The sequence below is a fragment of the Ruminococcus sp. 5_1_39BFAA genome, from assembly GCF_964240875.1.
Classification (GTDB): Bacteria; Bacillota; Clostridia; order Lachnospirales; family Lachnospiraceae; genus Blautia_A.
Map to the genome: position 1 here is coordinate 1 of NZ_CAXSVO010000023.1, position 13,263 is coordinate 13,263.

The following is a 13,263-nucleotide window of genomic DNA, read 5'->3' on the forward strand; positions in this document are numbered from 1 at the left end:
GATTCCCGAGTGGCCAAAGGGGGCAGACTGTAAATCTGTTGGCAACGCCTTCGAAGGTTCGAATCCTTCTCCATCCACTATGCTATACTTTCCAAAACCCAGGAGCACCCCTCCTGGGTTTTCGTAGCTTACATTTATTTTAATAAAATAAAAGAAAAGGAGCCTATATCATCATGCTTTCATACCTAATCGTTTGTCCCCTGGTATTCCTTGCCGGCTTTGTAGACGCCATTGCAGGTGGCGGCGGACTGATTTCCCTGCCAGCCTATATGTTTGCAGGCCTTCCTGTCCACACCGCCATTGCCACCAACAAAATGAGTTCTTCCATGGGAACTACCGTTTCCACCATCCACTACTTCCGTCAGGGCTATGTCAAATGGAACATCTGCCTTCCCAGCATAGCGGCTGCCCTGATCGGTTCCTGGACCGGAGCCCATGTAAGTCTTGGTCTCAGCGAAGGCGTTTTAAAAATGATCATCCTTGTGATCCTTCCTTTTATCGCCTTTTACGTTATGCGTAAAAAAAATCTGGAAAGACCCGATGTTAAAAAACACCCGCTGAACATCACCATCCTGCTGTGCTGCTTTGTCTCCCTTGTCATCGGCATTTACGACGGAATTTACGGACCCGGCACCGGAACCTTCCTGATCCTTCTCTTTACAGGACTTTGCCGCTTAAACCTGCAGGATGCAGCCGGAACCACAAAAGTGATCAATCTCACCACAAACCTGGCTGCCCTTTCCGTTTTTCTCATAAACCAAAAGGTATATCTGCCTCTTGGAATAGCCGCCGGGCTTTGCAACATGGCAGGAAATTACATAGGAAGCCACCAATTCTCCAAAGACGGTACAAAGATCGTACGTCCCGTTATCCTTCTTGTATTGGTCATCTTTTTCGCTAAAACCTTAAGCGAGCTTATTTAAAAAATGTGGCGGCGCATCCTCTCAGCGCAAACAAGAAAAAATTGAAAAAGCTCCAGTATCCTGCAGATTTTTTCTGCCTGATACCGGAGCTTTTATTTATTCCGTTCTTTTCATTCTCAGCGAAACAGAGTTGGGTGAGGGCACTTATGGTACAGTACCATCGCACCGTATGCCGGCATGGTAACTGTCAGCACACCGGCTTTTGCCGTATACTCATATTCTTCTGTGGTATAACCCTCCCTGTAGGAAAGCATTACTCTCGTCAGCGTAGCATCCTCCAGCCTGCTCATTCCTGTCTTCCAGACCTCAATTTCTACTTCCCGCTCTTCCTCCCGGTTGTTCAGGATCACAATCAGCCTTTCCTCATGAGAAAATCTTCCGTAGCAAAGCCCCTGGTAATCATTCCACAAAAACTTTACAGAGCCTTCCCGCAAAAATTCATATCTCCTATGAATCCTGATCATATCCCGGTGGAAATCGATCATCATCCTGTCCTCATGTCCCCACGGATAAGTCCTTCTGTTGTCCGGATCCGTAAAGCCACAGACGCCGGCTTCATCACCGTAATATACAGTAGGCGCTCCCGGCCATGTCATCTGCACGGCTACCGCTTCCCGCATCACCGCCGGATTCACATTCTCTGATGCAGCCTCCGCACCTGCATAGGAAATCCTGCCCACTCTACGGTTCGTCCTTGTAAGAAACCTGGAATGGTCATGGTTTGACAGCTCGTTCATAGCAGTGTATAAACCAGACATATGAAGGGCACGCATATTATTCTTCATGGCACCGATAAAAGCATCACTGTTTCCGTACAGATCCTCCCTGTACTCATCGCTGTGCTTTTCCATACCAGTCAAAAACCAGGTCAAAGGCTCCATGAAGGCATCGTAGTTCATAACCGTATCCCACTCATCCCCCATAAGCCAGCTCTCCGGGTTTCCGTAGTGCTCTGCCAGGATTATGGCATTGGGGTTCGCTTCTTTTACCGCCTTTCTGAAATCCTTCCAAAACTGATGGTTAAACTCATTGCTGTGACCAAGATCCGCCGCAACGTCAAGTCTCCATCCATCCACATTATAGGGCGGAGAAACCCATTTTTTCCCTACCTGCAGGATGTAATCATATAACTCCCGGGATGCCTCATAATTCAGCTTCGGCAGTGTATCATGGGTCCACCACCCGTCATAGCAGGGGTTGTAGGGCCAGCGGTTCTCGTCATAAAAGTTAAAAAAGTACCGGTATGGGCTGTCAGCGGAAATATAAGCTCCCTTTTCGTAGCCCTCCTGATTTTCATATATCCGTTCTCTGTCAAGCCATTTGTTAAAGGAACCGCAATGGTTAAACACGCCGTCCAGAATGATCTTCATTCCGCGCTTGTGGATCTCTCCTACCAGATTGGCAAAAAGAGCATTGCTGGCCTCCAGATTTCTTTTGTCTGTCACACGCTTGATAAATTTTTCAGCATGGGCGTTATCCCGGTCACCTTCTGCCAGGATTCCCCACTCACAGTCCTCCACAATTTTTCCGTAATGAGGGTCTACGTAATCATAATCCTGAATATCATATTTATGGTTGCTGGGTGAAACAAAAATAGGATTCAGATAAATAACCTCCACACCCAGGTCCTGCAGATAGTCCAGCTTATCCATGATACCCTGCAGGTCACCGCCGCAAAACTCGCGGACGCCCATGACAGCAGGTATCTTTGCCCAGTCATGTACCCGTACCGAGGCATCACCGATGTAGAAATATTCTCTCGTTTCTACATCATTGGAAGGGTCACCGTTACAAAAACGGTCTACAAAAATCTGATACATGACAGCGCCTTTTGCCCACTTGGGTGTATCGTATCCCGGATAGATTTCAAAATCCATGCGCTTCTCATGGTCCATACTTACGCCCTGGTAGTTATAATAGCAGGTCAGCCATCCGTAAACTACCTCGAAATGGTAGCGCAGAATCTCGTTTCCCATGATGATCTCTGTCTCATAATAATCGAATCCGTTTGACGTTCCGCAGATTTCCATCTCCTGCTTTTTGCCTTCATAAACGAGATAAACCATATCCACATTATTTCTCTGCGTACGAAACCGGATTTTTACGGTTTCTCCTGCTTTTGGTTCTGCAGGACATCTGTAATATTCGGAGCCGTCACTAAACAATGCATCTTTATTCAGTACTGGCCGCATAGTAAGCATATATTGCATTCTTTTGGTAACATCTACGTTTTCCCGTTTCATTGTCAAACCTCGTCTTCTCAGTAAATTATATTTTTTATTTTAACTTAATTTTTATGATTCCACAACCGTTAATATTTGGTGTATCTCACAAATCTCACCCGGGGGAGACTGGCAATTTCACTAAAAGGGTGCGAGGGGGCAATCTCGGAGAGCGAAGGCCGAATGCCCCCTCGCGCTCCCCCCTTTGGCCCGCTTGCTTGACGGTAGAATGCCTGTATAGGGTAGGGAGACACTGTACTTGGACGTTTTGGCAGGAGGTACGGTTGGGGATGGCGCATGTAGGCACTACGTAAAAAAGACAGCTAACGCTGTCTTTTTTGGAGAAGGTATTTCTTCTTATGGGGTGTAGCAAAAACTATATAATGTATTGGGGGGTTTTTACGGTTTATATAATACCATGTGGCAATAGAAAAGTGTGCACAAACTTCACAAAATTTGGCACACTTTTTTGGTTATTCTATATATTGGTTTCTGGAAGGTTTTGACTTTCCATTGTAAAAAGTGCCTCAAACTCTTCGCGATGCACCTTTTCCTTCTCTAAAAGGAGGCTTGCGCAGTTATGAAGGACTTCTATATGGCTGGAAATAATCTCCTTGGCATGGGCGTGGCATTCTTCGATGATGCGGTGGATCTCGCTGTCGATTTCTTTTGCCATTTCCTCGCTGTAGCCTCTTGTATGGGCAAGGTCTCTGCCGATGAAGACTTCATCGTCATCATTTCCGTAGGCGATCAAGCCCACCTTGTCCGACATGCCGTATTTGGTGACCATGGCTCTGGCCTCGCTGGTGGCACGCTTGATGTCATTGGAGGCTCCGGTCGTGATATCCCCGAAAATGATTTCCTCTGCCACACGGCCTCCCAGAAGGGTGGTGATATCCTGGAGCATTTTTCCTTTTGTATTAAACATCTCATCGTTTTCCGGCAGGGGCATGGTATATCCGGCTGCGCCCATTCCCGTAGGGATGATGGAAATGGTGTATACTGGTTCCATATCCGGCAGTACGTGGAATAAAATGGCATGGCCCGCCTCGTGATATGCGGTGATCTTTTTTTCCTTGTCGGAAATGACCTTGCTTCTCTTTTCGGCTCCGATTCCCACTTTAATGAAGGAATTCTTAATATCCTGCTGTTTGATAAAGGCGCGGCCTTCTTTTGCAGCCACAATAGCGGCTTCGTTTAACAGATTTTCCAGGTCTGCGCCTGTAAAGCCTGCTGTGGTCTGTGCGATCTGGCGAAGATCCACATCCTCGCCCAGCGGCTTATCCTTTGCGTGGACGCGCAGGATTTCCTCTCTGCCCTTGATATCCGGGCGGCCTACTGCCACCTTACGGTCAAAGCGTCCCGGACGCAGGATAGCCGGATCCAGGATATCCACACGGTTTGTGGCTGCCATGACAATGATGCCTTCGTTTACCCCGAAACCGTCCATCTCTACAAGAAGCTGGTTCAGGGTCTGCTCTCTCTCGTCATGTCCGCCGCCCATTCCTGTTCCTCGCTGTCTGGCGACCGCGTCGATCTCATCAATGAAAATAATACAGGGAGCGTGACGCTTTCCTTCTTCAAAGAGGTCGCGGACACGGGATGCGCCCACACCTACAAACATTTCCACAAAGTCAGAACCGGAGATAGAGAAAAACGGAACTCCGGCTTCTCCGGCAACAGCTTTTGCCAGAAGGGTTTTTCCTGTTCCAGGAGGTCCTACAAGAAGAACTCCCTTTGGAATCCTTGCTCCCACCTTCGTATACTTCTGGGGGGATTTCAAAAAGTCCACAACCTCTACCAGGTCTTCCTTTTCCTCCTGCAGACCCGCAACGTTCTGGAAGGTCACCTTTTTGTCATCCGGAAGAGACATTCTCGCCCTGCTTTTTCCAAAATTCATCATTTTGGCATTGCTGCCGCCTCCTCCTGACATCTGGCGGTTCATCATCAGCATCAGGAAAATGATAAGTCCTCCTGTTACCAACAGCGGAAGAAGAGTCGTAAGAAATACATTATCCTTCGGAACATCATCCGTCACCGGATCAATGCCGCTCTCACGAAGCAGCGTTTCCGCCTCTTTTACATCCGTCACATATACACGTTTCTGGCCTTCCCCTGTCACGCCCACGATCACAGAGCCTGTGGGAACCTCATTATTCTGATGGATTCTTGCGTCATACACCTTGCCGTCTTTTAATGCCTGCTCAAGCTGCCCCATAGTATAGTCACTCTGGGAGGCAACCTGGTCATTCAGATACAGATACCCAGCAATCAAAGCTACAATCAACACCAGATACAAGCCTATTCTGCCTGACTGCTTATTCACTTATTCAAATCTCCTTTCATGGATTTAGTCTGCGTCAAATTCTACAACGCCTATGTAGGGAAGATTTCTGTATTTCTGGGCATAGTCCAGACCATATCCCACTACAAATTCGTCAGGAATGTTGAAGCAGCAGTAATCCACATTTACATCATTTACCACCCTGCGTTCCGGTTTATCAAGAAGCGTACACAGCTTCACGCTGTTAGGATTACGCCGCTTTAGTACGTCAAGCAGGTAGCTTAAGGTTCTGCCGGAATCAATGATATCCTCCACCACCAGAACCTCTTTTTCCTCCAGCGGCTGATCCAGATCCTTCACAATTCGGACAACTCCGCTGGACTTGGTATCATCACCGTAGCTGGATACGGACATAAAGTCCAGAGATACCGGAACGGTAATCCTCTTTGCCAGCTCACACATAAAAAATACGCCGCCCTTTAACACACAGATCATATGGATTTCTTTTCCCGCATAATCTTTGCTGATCTGCTCGGCAATTTCCCGGATACGGCTGTCAACCTGCTCTTCATCCAGTAAAACTCTGATTTTTTCACTCATGATAAATCCATTCCTCCTTTGTATTGCAATTCTAATATTCTCCTTGTTTCCGGAGTGATTTTGTATTTCTCGTTAATCCGTCCTCCCACGATCCAGAGGATCTCATTTCCCGCTGCCACAAGAGGGATACCGTCTCTCTTCTCTGCCGGAACTTTTTCGTCTATCAGACAGCGGTTCAGCTTTTTTCTGCTGCCATTCCTGTCTATGATCAGGAAATCCCCGGTCCTTCTGGTTCGGATGGACAGGCTGTATTTTATTTTATCATAATCCAGCCATTTCGTACACTTTTTTTCTTCAATCTTCTGATTCCGGAATGAAATTATTTTTGCCTCAAATCTTCCCAGGGGGCAGCTTAAGCTTCCCGGGACGAGTAATTCCCATTCTCCGTCTATCATGCTCTGTTCCATCTCTTTGGAAAGTATAACTCCATTATAATCTCTTCTGGCGGTCAAACCATAGGGCAGCATAATCTTTTTGCCCACCTGCTTTTCTGCCAGTTTCATCACATCAGACACATGGACAGAGGTGAAGTCCTTTCGCTTTCCTGCCAAAAGCTCAAAAAGCTTTATCAATCCGCAGGATACCACAATTGCATCTCCTTCGAAAAATGCGTTTTCAAGAAAAAAACTGTTTTCTCCCGGCATCATGGTCCCATTTTGCCAAAGCAGAGCCTCCCCCTGTTTTTCCAGATATGCCGCTGCCTGTGAAAGAACTCTTGCCGTTTCTGCCAGATGAGCCGCTGTCCTTGGATTGATCATTTCCTCCATCGCTGGCAGCACATGATGACGGATACGATTTCTGGTATAATCATCCGATAAGTTGGAGCTGTCAAGAATGTAAGGAATCTGCTCCTTCTCTAAATAATCACCAATTTCCCGCTTTTCTAAACATAAAACCGGACGAATCATATAACCTTCCGCCGGACTCATGGCTGCAAGTCCCCGAAGCCCGCTTCCTCTGCACAGATTGTGGATCACAGTCTCAGCCAGATCGTTTTGGTTATGCGCCAGCGCAATGCGCATCCGGCTCTCCGGAAGTGCCAAGCGTTTCTTTTCCAGCGCAAAAGCCTCCTTCCGTGCCAGCCTTCCGGCCTCCTCCAATCCTGTTTTCAGCTTTCTGGCAAGCTCCGGCACCTGATAGTGGTAAATCCGATAGGGAATTCCCCAGTTCTCGCAGGTATGCTTCACCAGCGCCTCGTCCCTGTCCGCCTCTTCCCCTCTGATGCCGTGATGGATGTGGACAGCCAGGAGGGTAAATTCTTTTTCCTTCTGATAATCTTTCAGAAAAGAGAGCATTGCCATGGAATCCCCACCCCCGGAAACTCCGGCAAGAACCGTACAGCCTGATTCTATCATTTTGTTCTCTTCTATGTAGTCTCTTACCTTTTCGTACATCGTTTTCCTGCCCTCTTCCGCTTTTTTGTTACCGACTATCTGTGACCGACAGACTATTTTTTCCACAGCCCTGCCACCAGAACGGTCATATCATCCCTGGCGCAGTAATCGCTGTAGCCCAGCACCCGCTCCAGGATTCCTCTGCTCATTTCCTTCGGCGTTTCTTCGTGGACATCCATGATGATCTCCTTCATGGTCTCCTCCTCCCGTTCCACAGGCAGAGCATCCAGCACGCCGTCTGTCATCATGATCAGATAATCACCATGGTAAAGCTTCCGGGAAGACGTTTCAAAATCAAGTTGCTGCACCAGCCCTGCCGCAAGGCTTTCCGAGGCGATTGCCTCCACCCAGTGGTCCCGCTTGATAAAAGTGGCAGACGCTCCCGCCTTTAAAAAATTGCAGATGCCGGTATATAAATCCACTGCACAGATATCAACTGTGGAAAACATTCCCTCCTGCCCCTTCAGAACAAGAGCGGAATTTACCATTTTTGCCGCGGTTTCCTGTGAAAAGCCAGACTCCATAAACTGTTCCAGCAATTCCACCACCACTTCGCTTTCCCGGCAGGCTTCCATACCGGAGCCCATACCATCAGAAAGGCACATCACAAATCTTCCCTCTTCTTCCTGTCTGCAGATATAATTGTCACCGGAAACCTTTTCCCGCTCCTTGGTGAGTTTTGCCACACCGTAGAGTACCTGGTAGCTCACGTCCTCCACAAAATGAACCGTGTGGTACTCACCGTTTACAATGCACCTGCTGCCGCTTATGGGTGCCATGGCTGTCCCACATTCTCTGGAAAGCAATTGTGCTACCTCATTCATGGAGATACACTGTCCGCTTCTGGCGCGCATATTGAGAAAGACCTGCCTTCTGCCTTCCACCTTATCCATCACCCAAACCTGCCGCAGAATAATATGGCGCTTTTTCAGGGATTTCCGCAGCTCCTCCGTAAATTTGGGCTCTGCCTGGGCTATGTCGTACAGGTCGCCCGCTACCATTTCCATGATCTTGGATATCTCCGTAAGCTGCTGTGCCACTGCAAGGCGGCTTTCTATCATCCTGTTATCCCAGACCAGATTCTGCCTCTCTCTGGAAAAGCCGTCATTCATTGTCTCATAAAACTGTAAAAAACGGCTGCACACACTCATCCAGTCGCTCTTTACCTTTTGGATGGTCTCCTCTTCCCCGTCCTCCATGGCACGTATCATGGTTTCTGCGCCCTGGTACATATTCCCAGCCTGCTCTCCCCAGCAGATTTCCCGCTGATAGCACCGGCTGCATACCCGGTCGCAGGTATCCCGCACGATCGCCTCCACCTGACCGCTGCTTAAATAATCCTTCCGGTAAGGCATTCCGTAAAAGGTGTCTGCCAGTTTTTGAAAAGAGGCGGCATACCGCTGTACCTTTTCTTTTTGAGGATGGTTCTCCTCCAGGGGCAGCATCTCCCGAATTTCTCCATTTCTCCCCGACAAAATAGTTTTTGCCATGTCCCGTACAACCAGCAGCACGCTGATAACGAGCATGGCAATAATCCATTCCTGCATGTTCTCCCCTCCCCTTAATTTCTTCCTATGCCTTCTCACATATTCCGTATTAAGTGCTTATTATAGGGGATGTCATTCAAAATATCTGTCAAACCAGGGCGAATGCCCGGAAAAAGTTTTCGTCAGAAAACCCTAATATTCGTTATTTACACTAATTCTCTTCCTGAAATACGATCTCGTTTTCTTTGATAAGCCCCAGACGCTCACGGGCTACCTGCTCCGCATACTCGTCTGTAAGCATGTATTCCCTGAGCTGTTCAATCTCCTCGGTACGTGCCTTCTCCGACTCGATATCCTGCTCCAGGGAAGCGGCTCTGGCATTGTACACAGCCAGCGTCCCCTTCAGGTCCTGGCTCTTGAGCATCAATCCAACCAGAAGTATCAGAACAACCAGCGCAATTCCGAGCATTCCAAGATGATTATACCCTATTCTCTTTTTCCTGCCCTTTTTTTCTGATTTTCCCAAACTTCCTGCCCCTTTTCAACCGCGATTTCTTTTTATTTTGCCGCTTTTTCCGTTTTTTCGCCAGGTTACTCATTAAAATTTTACATCGTTTAACACAAAATAGCAACCTATTTATTATTTTTTTTGCAATAACCACAGGAATCGCCAGGATTCCTGCACATATCCTGACAAACAGCGGTCTGAAAAGCTCATTGCACAGAACCGCTCCCAGCAAAAGCCCTAAAAACAGAAAGCTGCGCAAAATTCCCTGATTTGTGGTATAGATCCTGACAAACACCCATATTCCTGCCGAAATCCAATAGAGCAGGTCTTCTGCAATAACCGCCGTCGGATGATGGGGAAGCACTCTCCTCAGGGCGGTAAAAAAACTGTAACAGAAAAGGAGCATGGCCCCCATGAACACGGACTGAAAAAAAAGGAGTAATTCATTGTGGATATAGCTGCTCATACGTTACCGGAACATCCTTTTTAGAAGGGATTCTTCCTTTTTGTCCGTATTTTTTGAAAGATAGGTCAGCGAATCCACCCTACCTTCGATATCCACCTCTCCTTTTTCCAGGTTCAGCCGTTTTACATGAAGCTGCTCCCCTTTTATCAACAGTTTTCCTTCTGCAGTCAAAAGCAGGATTTCTTTTTCGTCAAAGGAGCTTACATCCCGCACACCTGTCAGGGTGCCGCTTTTACGGTCATCCAGGCTCAGTCTGTGGGGTGTCTTTGCCATTCTCTCCTCCAAGGTCATTCCTCCCAGGGCTTTTACACGTCGCTCACTGTTAGTCTATGACCGGAAAGCCCTAAATAGACCTTTCCCCGTTCTCCCCTTATCAGAGATACCTGTAGAGTTTTTCTACATCTTCTTTTTTTACAGTTTCTTTCACATCCAGGACTTCCACCTTTACATTGCGGCTTCCGAACTGGATTTCAATGGTATCGCCCACCTTTACCTGGACAGACGCCTTAGCTGCCTTGTCGTTTACCAGAACACGCCCTGCATCGCAGGCTTCGTTCGCCACGGTTCTTCTCTTGATAAGACGTGATACCTTTAAGAATTTATCTAAACGCATAATTTTCTCCTAAATAAAAAGTGTGCGCCTTGGCGCACGCTCGCGCCGAAGCGCGGTTGCGCCAGCAACCATATTCCTCTTGCGCGTAGTGCGCATCCTCGCAGCGTAAGCTGCGTTTTTCATGCTATAGGGCACACCCTATAGCATGAAAAATGGGGGAACCCAAGTTCCCCCACAGCCATTTTCTGATTATTTCTCATTAACCATATCTTTTAAAGCTTTTCCTGCTTTAAATTTCGGAGCTTTGGAAGCTTCAATTTTCATAGTCGCACCAGTCTGAGGATTTCTGCCCTCTCTAGCAGCTCTTTCGCTGACTTCGAAAGTACCAAAGCCAACTAACTGAACTTTTTCTCCTTTTTTCAGTTCGTCAGATACAACATCAATAAAAGATTTTAAAACTGCTTCAACATCTTTCTTTGATAAATTTGTCTCTTTCGCCATAGCTGCTACTAATTCTGTTTTATTCATGGTGTTTCCTCCTCTAATGATGAAATCTCTTTTCTTGTTTAATGGCATCTGCCGAAAGCGACAGCGCTCTATCCTCTATATATATACCTTTTGCCTTTTATTGTCAAGGTTTTTCCTTAGAAGTTTACACTTTACCGCTTTTTGCGGCGCGCCTTTTCCCTTTTTTTCAATTCCTCCCAGGATAAGGAACATATTTCCTCATCCTGGGGTGAAAAAATCCTTGGGTGACGGAATTTCATCTTTTCGGATACACCTGCAATGACATCCTCCATGGTAAAAAGCCCCTCTTCCTCCGCAATCACACTGTGCAGGACTACGGAAAGAAGAACATCTCCCAGCTCCTCGCAAAGATTGTCCCCATTTCCCCCGGCATTCAGAATATCGATCGCCTCCAGCACCTCCTGTGTTTCATTTACCAGGCAAGGCTTCAGACTTTCATGGGTCTGTGTGCTGTCCCAGGGACATTCTTTCCTGAGCCTTCTGACAACCTCCGTAAATTCGGAAAAGGCTTTTGCGCACTGCTCTTCCATATCTTATTTCATCGCGTCTACCATAGCAAGTACGGCTTTACCCATAGCATCGGATTTTTCATCAGCGTCTGCCAGGGAGCTTCCCTTTACTCCATAGTAGAATTTAACCTTCGGCTCTGTTCCGGACGGTCTTACGCACAGCCATGCATCGTCAGTCAGATCATAGTACAGAACGTTGGAGTTCGGAAGTCCGGTAGGTGTAACCTCTCCGGTAGCTACATCTGTAATGGTATCTGCCTTGTAATCTCTTACCTTTAATACCTGATAGCCTGCAACCTCCTTCGGAGCATTTGCACGGAGAGTACGCATGATCTCCTGGATCTTTTCCAATCCCTCGATACCCTTCATGGTCACTGACTGGATGGCATCCTTATAGTAGCCAAACTCCTCATACATATCGATCATAGCATCCCAGAGAGTCTTGCCCTGTGTCTTATAGTATGCAGCAGCTTCGCAGAGAGCCATTGTTGCAACGATAGCATCCTTGTCTCTCGCATAGGTTCCGATCAGGCAGCCGTAGCTCTCCTCAAATCCAAAGAGGTATGTGCCCTTTCCGCTGTTCTCAAATCCAAGGATCTGCTGTCCGATGAACTTGAATCCGGTGAGAACTTCGATCAGATTTACGCCGTAACCCTTTGCAATGGCATCTGCCAGGTTTGTGGTTACGATCGTCTTAATCAGAGCGCCGTCCTCCGGAAGACCTCCGTTCACAGCCTTTCTCTGGCTGATCTCATAGTTTGCAAGAAGGCATCCGGACATGTTTCCGGTCAGGTCATGGTATTCGCCGTTTTTGTCTTTTACGCGGACACCGAGACGGTCTGCATCCGGGTCTGTAGCCAGAACCAGGTCTGCATCAATTTCTTTTGCAAGCTTTAAGCCAAGCTCAAAAGCTTCTGCTGCCTCAGGGTTCGGATAGCTTACAGTCGGGAAATCTCCGTCAGGAAGCTCCTGCTCTTTTACTACATGAACATTCTCAAAGCCAAGTTCTTTCAGGATTCTTCTTGCAGGGATATTTCCAGTTCCATGAAGAGGTGAGTAAACGATCTTCAGGTTTTTGCCCTCTGCTTCGATAGCATCCATGTGGATGACCTGTTTCTTCAGTTCTGCCATATAAGCATCGTCGATAGCCTGTCCGATCACCTCGAAAAGTCCGGCTTTCTCTGCTTCTGCCTTGTCCATGGTCTTTACGGTGTTCCAGTCAGCGATAGCCTTTACTTCGCCCATGATACCGGTGTCGTGAGGCGGTGTGATCTGTGCGCCGTCCTCCCAGTATACTTTATAGCCATTGTATTCCGGCGGGTTATGGCTTGCTGTGATGTTGATTCCGGCTGCGCAGCCTAAATGACGAACTGCAAAGGACAACTCCGGAGTCGGTCTCAGTGTCCCGAAAATGTAAGCCTTGATGCCGTTTGCTGCCAGGCAGAGTGCTGCTTCCTGTGCAAATTCCGGAGACATGTGGCGGGAATCATAAGCAATTGCCACGCCCTGAGATTCTTTCCCAACCTTTAAGATATAGTTTGCAAGTCCCTGTGTAGCGCGTCTTACCACGTAGATGTTCATACGGTTAGTTCCTGCTCCGATGATTCCGCGCAGACCTGCTGTACCGAATTCCAAATCCATGTAGAAACGCTCTTTTATCTCGTTCTCATCATCCTTGATAGCAGCTAATTCTGCTTTTGTAGCCTCGTCAAAATACGGGTTTTCCAGCCACTGATTATAAACCTCTTTATAATCCATTTCTAAAGTACCTCCCTAATACCTAGTATTT

At 47.5% G+C, this 13,263-nt stretch carries 13 protein-coding genes and 1 tRNA gene; 2 read left to right on the top strand and 12 right to left on the bottom strand.

Features of this window, described 5'->3' with window-relative positions; all coding sequences use genetic code 11:
* The first annotated feature begins 1 nt into the window (after position 1).
* Together ACESZH_RS17935 and ACESZH_RS17940 are read left to right on the top strand one after the other, a co-directional pair.
* Positions 2-77: transfer RNA gene (locus ACESZH_RS17935), tRNA-Tyr, on the top strand.
* 96 nt (positions 78-173) lie between these two features.
* A complete protein-coding gene (locus ACESZH_RS17940) occupies positions 174-923 on the top strand; it encodes a sulfite exporter TauE/SafE family protein (protein ID WP_373218158.1) in 750 nt (249 codons plus the stop codon).
* A 116-nt stretch (positions 924-1,039) separates the two neighbouring features.
* On the opposite strand, the gene ACESZH_RS17945 is transcribed toward ACESZH_RS17940, so the two are convergent.
* The 12 genes from ACESZH_RS17945 to ACESZH_RS18000 all read right to left on the bottom strand — a co-directional run bounded on the left by ACESZH_RS17945 (position 1,040) and on the right by ACESZH_RS18000 (position 13,232).
* Positions 1,040-3,166, bottom strand: a complete 2,127-nt coding sequence (locus tag ACESZH_RS17945; RefSeq protein WP_373218156.1) for a glycoside hydrolase family 13 protein — start codon at positions 3,164-3,166, stop codon at positions 1,040-1,042.
* A gap of 457 nt (positions 3,167-3,623) precedes the next feature.
* Positions 3,624-5,471 carry an ATP-dependent zinc metalloprotease FtsH gene (gene ftsH, locus ACESZH_RS17950; protein ID WP_373218154.1) on the bottom strand — a complete coding sequence of 616 codons (1,848 nt, stop codon included), beginning with the start codon at positions 5,469-5,471 and terminating at the stop codon, positions 3,624-3,626.
* Between the two features lie 24 nt (positions 5,472-5,495).
* Complete coding sequence (gene hpt, locus ACESZH_RS17955) at positions 5,496-6,029, bottom strand: hypoxanthine phosphoribosyltransferase (RefSeq protein WP_373218152.1); 534 nt, start codon at positions 6,027-6,029, stop codon at positions 5,496-5,498.
* The gene (gene tilS, locus ACESZH_RS17960; RefSeq protein ID WP_373218150.1) at positions 6,026-7,423 is read right to left on the bottom strand and encodes a tRNA lysidine(34) synthetase TilS; all 1,398 of its coding nucleotides are present in this window, start codon (positions 7,421-7,423) and stop codon (positions 6,026-6,028) included. Before tilS ends, hpt begins: the two co-directional genes overlap by 4 nt.
* A 53-nt stretch (positions 7,424-7,476) precedes the next feature.
* Positions 7,477-8,970, bottom strand: coding sequence for a SpoIIE family protein phosphatase (locus ACESZH_RS17965; RefSeq protein WP_373218149.1), 1,494 nt, complete (start codon positions 8,968-8,970; stop codon positions 7,477-7,479).
* A gap of 151 nt (positions 8,971-9,121) precedes the next feature.
* Positions 9,122-9,436: a septum formation initiator family protein gene (locus ACESZH_RS17970; RefSeq protein WP_373218147.1), complete on the bottom strand. Its 315-nt coding sequence runs from the start codon at positions 9,434-9,436 to the stop codon at positions 9,122-9,124.
* Positions 9,390-9,884: a spore cortex biosynthesis protein YabQ gene (yabQ, locus tag ACESZH_RS17975; protein ID WP_373218146.1), complete on the bottom strand. Its 495-nt coding sequence runs from the start codon at positions 9,882-9,884 to the stop codon at positions 9,390-9,392. The genes ACESZH_RS17970 and yabQ overlap by 47 nt, the downstream gene beginning before the upstream one ends.
* 3 nt (positions 9,885-9,887) lie before the next feature.
* Positions 9,888-10,169: a sporulation protein YabP gene (gene yabP, locus ACESZH_RS17980; protein WP_373218145.1), complete on the bottom strand. Its 282-nt coding sequence runs from the start codon at positions 10,167-10,169 to the stop codon at positions 9,888-9,890.
* A gap of 88 nt (positions 10,170-10,257) precedes the next feature.
* Entirely contained in the window at positions 10,258-10,497 is a 240-nt protein-coding gene (locus ACESZH_RS17985) for an RNA-binding S4 domain-containing protein (RefSeq protein ID WP_373218143.1), read from the bottom strand.
* Between the two features lie 189 nt (positions 10,498-10,686).
* On the bottom strand, positions 10,687-10,965 hold the full coding sequence (locus ACESZH_RS17990; RefSeq protein WP_373218141.1) for an HU family DNA-binding protein: 279 nt from the start codon (positions 10,963-10,965) through the stop codon (positions 10,687-10,689).
* A gap of 131 nt (positions 10,966-11,096) precedes the next feature.
* Positions 11,097-11,495 carry a MazG nucleotide pyrophosphohydrolase domain-containing protein gene (locus ACESZH_RS17995; RefSeq protein WP_373218140.1) on the bottom strand — a complete coding sequence of 133 codons (399 nt, stop codon included), beginning with the start codon at positions 11,493-11,495 and terminating at the stop codon, positions 11,097-11,099.
* Positions 11,496-11,498: 3 nt separating this feature from the next.
* Positions 11,499-13,232, bottom strand: a complete 1,734-nt coding sequence (locus tag ACESZH_RS18000) for a phospho-sugar mutase (RefSeq protein WP_373218138.1) — start codon at positions 13,230-13,232, stop codon at positions 11,499-11,501.
* Positions 13,233-13,263: the final 31 nt, after the last annotated feature.

Coding starts and splice junctions, on each gene's coding strand:
- tilS (WP_373218150.1), bottom strand. CDS start 7,423: ATGTACGAAAAGGTAAGAGACTACATAGAAGAGAACAAAATGATAGAA.
- ACESZH_RS17995 (WP_373218140.1), bottom strand. CDS start 11,495: ATGGAAGAGCAGTGCGCAAAAGCCTTTTCCGAATTTACGGAGGTTGTC.
- ACESZH_RS17945 (WP_373218156.1), bottom strand. CDS start 3,166: ATGAAACGGGAAAACGTAGATGTTACCAAAAGAATGCAATATATGCTT.
- ACESZH_RS17985 (WP_373218143.1), bottom strand. CDS start 10,497: ATGCGTTTAGATAAATTCTTAAAGGTATCACGTCTTATCAAGAGAAGA.
- ACESZH_RS17965 (WP_373218149.1), bottom strand. CDS start 8,970: ATGCAGGAATGGATTATTGCCATGCTCGTTATCAGCGTGCTGCTGGTT.
- ACESZH_RS18000 (WP_373218138.1), bottom strand. CDS start 13,232: ATGGATTATAAAGAGGTTTATAATCAGTGGCTGGAAAACCCGTATTTT.
- hpt (WP_373218152.1), bottom strand. CDS start 6,029: ATGAGTGAAAAAATCAGAGTTTTACTGGATGAAGAGCAGGTTGACAGC.
- ACESZH_RS17940 (WP_373218158.1), top strand. CDS start 174: ATGCTTTCATACCTAATCGTTTGTCCCCTGGTATTCCTTGCCGGCTTT.
- ACESZH_RS17990 (WP_373218141.1), bottom strand. CDS start 10,965: ATGAATAAAACAGAATTAGTAGCAGCTATGGCGAAAGAGACAAATTTA.
- yabQ (WP_373218146.1), bottom strand. CDS start 9,884: ATGAGCAGCTATATCCACAATGAATTACTCCTTTTTTTTCAGTCCGTG.